Here is a 2,925-nt window from a genome sequence, read left to right as displayed (position 1 = left end):
CGGCGGCGTCGTACGCACTCGCGATGCACGCGGGGATGCCGACGCCGTCGTAGGCCGCGCCGCACACGGCCAGCCCCGGGAGGGCGGCGAGGTGCTCGCGGACGCGGGCCACACGCGCGTGGTGGCCGACGGGGTACTGGGGCAGGCCGTCCTGCCAGCGGGTGACGCGGGTGGCGACCGGGGTGGCGTCCAGGCCGGTGGCGGCCAACAGGTCGTGCCGGGAGACCTCCACGAGGCCGGCGTCGTCGCGGCCGAGGATCTCCGTCTCGCCGTGCCGGCCGACGGAGGTGCGCAGGATCGTGAGGTCCGGGTTCTCCTCATCGATCCAGCCCCATTTGCTCGAGGCGAAGGTGGACGCCTTGATGGTGCGGCCGTCCACCGGCGGCACCAGGAATCCGCTGCCCGCGGGAAGATCGGTCTCCGCGCGGCGGTAGGCGAGCGTGATGAGCGCCATGGAGGCGTACTCGATCCCGGCCAGCTCTGCGGCGGCGCCGGGCGCCTCGGCACGCAGCAGCCGGGCGGCGGCCGGGGCGGGTACGGCGACGACGACCGCGTCGGCGCGCAGCTCCCGCTCTCCGGTGACGACCCTCCAGCCGCCGGCCGGCTCCCGGCGCAGTTCGGTGACCGGGGTGCCGGTGCGGATCTCCCCGCCGCGGGCCCGCACCGACTCGGCGACGGCGAGCGGGAGGGTGCCCACACCGCCCTCGATGCCCATGAACACCGGTCCGGTCTGCTGCGCGGTGGCGGCCCTGGCCTGGATCTCACGGACGCCCTCGGTCAGGGAGGTGTGCGTCCGCGCGGCCTGGAACAGCTGGGGGACGGCGGAGCGCATCGAGATGCGGTACGCGTCGCCCGCGTACACCCCGCCCAGCAGGGGCTCGACCAGCCGGTCGACGACCTCGCGGCCGAGCCGGGCCGCCACGTACGCGCCGACGGCGACGTCGTCGCCGACCTCGGTACGGGACAACTCGGCGTCCTGTCCGATCCGGGCGAGGCCCTCCTCGGAGAGCACTCCGGCCAGGGCGGCGGCGGTGCCGGGGACGCCCATGACGTGACCCTTGGGCATCGGTCGCAGGGCGCCGCGGGTCCACAGCGACGCGGTCGCGGTGGCCGGGGGCCGGAGCCGGTCGGCGAGGCCCACCTCACGGGCGAGGGCCACCGCCTCCGGGCGGCGGGCCAGCATCGACTCGGCGCCCAGGTCCACGCGCGCGCCCGCGATCCCACCGGGCAGCAACTTGCCACCGACCCGCTCCGAGGCCTCCAGCACGGTCACCCGTGCCCCGCGCCCGAGCAGCCGGTGCGCGGCGGCCAGTCCGGCGATGCCGGCTCCCACCACGACGACCCGCTGCTCCGCACCCGTGTGTGATCCGCTCATGGCTCCACCCTCTCAGATGCCGCCGACGGGTCCCACCAGGGCCGTACGGCCCTCCCGAGTCCCTACCGTGACCGCTTCGGGACCGTTTCGCGCCATCGTTCCGCCGTCCTCCGGCGTCAAAGGAACGTCATTGGCCACGAACCCGGGGGGAACCCACATGCGCACACGACGATCCGTACGGCCGGCACACGCCCTGACGGGCCTGCTGCTGACCGCCGCGCTCGCCCTGACCGGATGCAGCGGCGCGGACTCCAGCGCCGACTCCGCCGCGTCCGACGACAAGGCCGCCGCACAGGCGGACGCCGGAGCGGACACGGAGGGAGGGACGAAGGCAGGGGCTCGGGGGGGAGCTCCCGGCAGCTCGGCGGACGGCTCGCGGGCTACGCCGCCGCCCGCGGGCAGGAGCACCACCACGAGCCACATCATCCGCACCGCCTCGTTGACCGTGCAGGTGAAGGACGCCCCGACGGCGCTGGCCGACGCGCGCACGACCACCGAGAACGCGGGCGGCTACGTCGGCGACGAGAACACCCGTCAGGACGAGGAGGGGCACGACCTCACGCGCGTGGTGCTGCGCGTCCCCGCCGAGAAGTACGACAAGGTCCTCTCGGACCTCGAGGGCGCCGGCACACTCGTCGAACGCAGCGCGAAGGCGGAGGACGTCACCGACCAGGTCGTCGACGTCGAGAGCCGGATCAAGACGCAGCGCGCCAGCGTGGCCCGGATCCGCGAGCTGATGGACCAGGCCACCCGGCTCAGTGACGTGGTCACCCTGGAAGGCGAACTCAGCACCCGTCAGGCCGATCTGGAGGCCCTGCTCGCCCGGCAGGCGTCCCTGAAGGACCGGACCAGCCTGGCCACCATCACCCTGACCCTGTCCGAGACGCCGGTGGAGGAGAGCACCAAGGACGACGACCCGGGATTCCTGGACGCGCTCGCGGGTGGCTGGGACGCGTTCGTGACGATGCTGCGCTGGCTCGCGGTGGCGATCGGCGCGGTGCTGCCGTTCGCGGTGGTGGCGGCCCTGCTCGCGCTGCTGTGGCTGAAGGCCGTACGCCCCGGGCTGTCCCGCCGCACGCGGCCGGCGCCCGCGTCCCCTTCCGTTCCCGCTGCCCCGCCCGTTCCCGCGGCCCGGCCCTCGTCCGCGCGTGCGACGGCCCGGACCCCGGACGAGGCCCCGGAGCCGGATACGAATTGAATCCTCCCCTCCCTGAAGGGAAGGGGATTCCTGGCTCAGGCCGCCTCCTGGAGCAGCGCTCCAGGAGGTCTTCCGCCCTCGGCACCAGCCGGGTTGAGACCAGCCCGGACGAGCATGACGCGTGCGGAGTTCTTGTCCCGTGGGGACACGGTTCCGCAGGCGGCGCAGGTGTAAATGCGCTCACCCAGCGGCAGTGCGTGCTTGGCTCTCGCATCGCAGTGCGCGCAGTCCATCGTGGTGTGCGCGGGATGTACGAGACGCATGTCCCGCCCGTGCTTGCGGCCCATCTCGATCAGGGCGGCCTTGGTGGCGCCGATGGCGGCGTCGGCTGCTTTGCGGGCCATGGTGGTCT

The 2,925-nt window shown here is 74.1% G+C and carries 3 protein-coding genes; 1 reads left to right on the top strand and 2 read right to left on the bottom strand.

Annotated elements, in window-relative coordinates:
- Positions 1–1,375 (bottom strand): protoporphyrinogen oxidase (gene hemG / locus ACFP2V_RS24620; protein WP_381216533.1); only part of this gene is annotated, 1,375 nt, incomplete at its 3' end.
- 157 nt (positions 1,376–1,532) lie between these two features.
- Here hemG and ACFP2V_RS24615 point away from each other — a divergent pair.
- Entirely contained in the window at positions 1,533–2,573 is a 1,041-nt protein-coding gene (locus ACFP2V_RS24615; RefSeq protein ID WP_381216530.1) for a DUF4349 domain-containing protein, read from the top strand.
- A 35-nt stretch (positions 2,574–2,608) separates the two neighbouring features.
- Here ACFP2V_RS24615 and ACFP2V_RS24610 read toward each other — a convergent pair.
- Positions 2,609–2,925 (bottom strand): zinc ribbon domain-containing protein (locus ACFP2V_RS24610; RefSeq protein ID WP_381216527.1); only part of this gene is annotated, 317 nt, incomplete at its 5' end.

The sequence above is a fragment of the Streptomyces incanus genome (genome assembly GCF_042656345.1).
GTDB classification, from domain to species: Bacteria; Actinomycetota; Actinomycetes; order Streptomycetales; family Streptomycetaceae; genus Streptomyces; species Streptomyces incanus.
The sequence above is the reverse complement of the archived record's forward strand: the minus strand, read 5'-3'. Positions and strand labels throughout refer to the sequence as shown.

Bases quoted from the DNA above. Each gene is read 5' to 3' on its own strand.
- ACFP2V_RS24615 (WP_381216530.1), top strand. From the start codon at position 1,533: ATGCGCACACGACGATCCGTACGGCCGGCACACGCCCTGACGGGCCTG.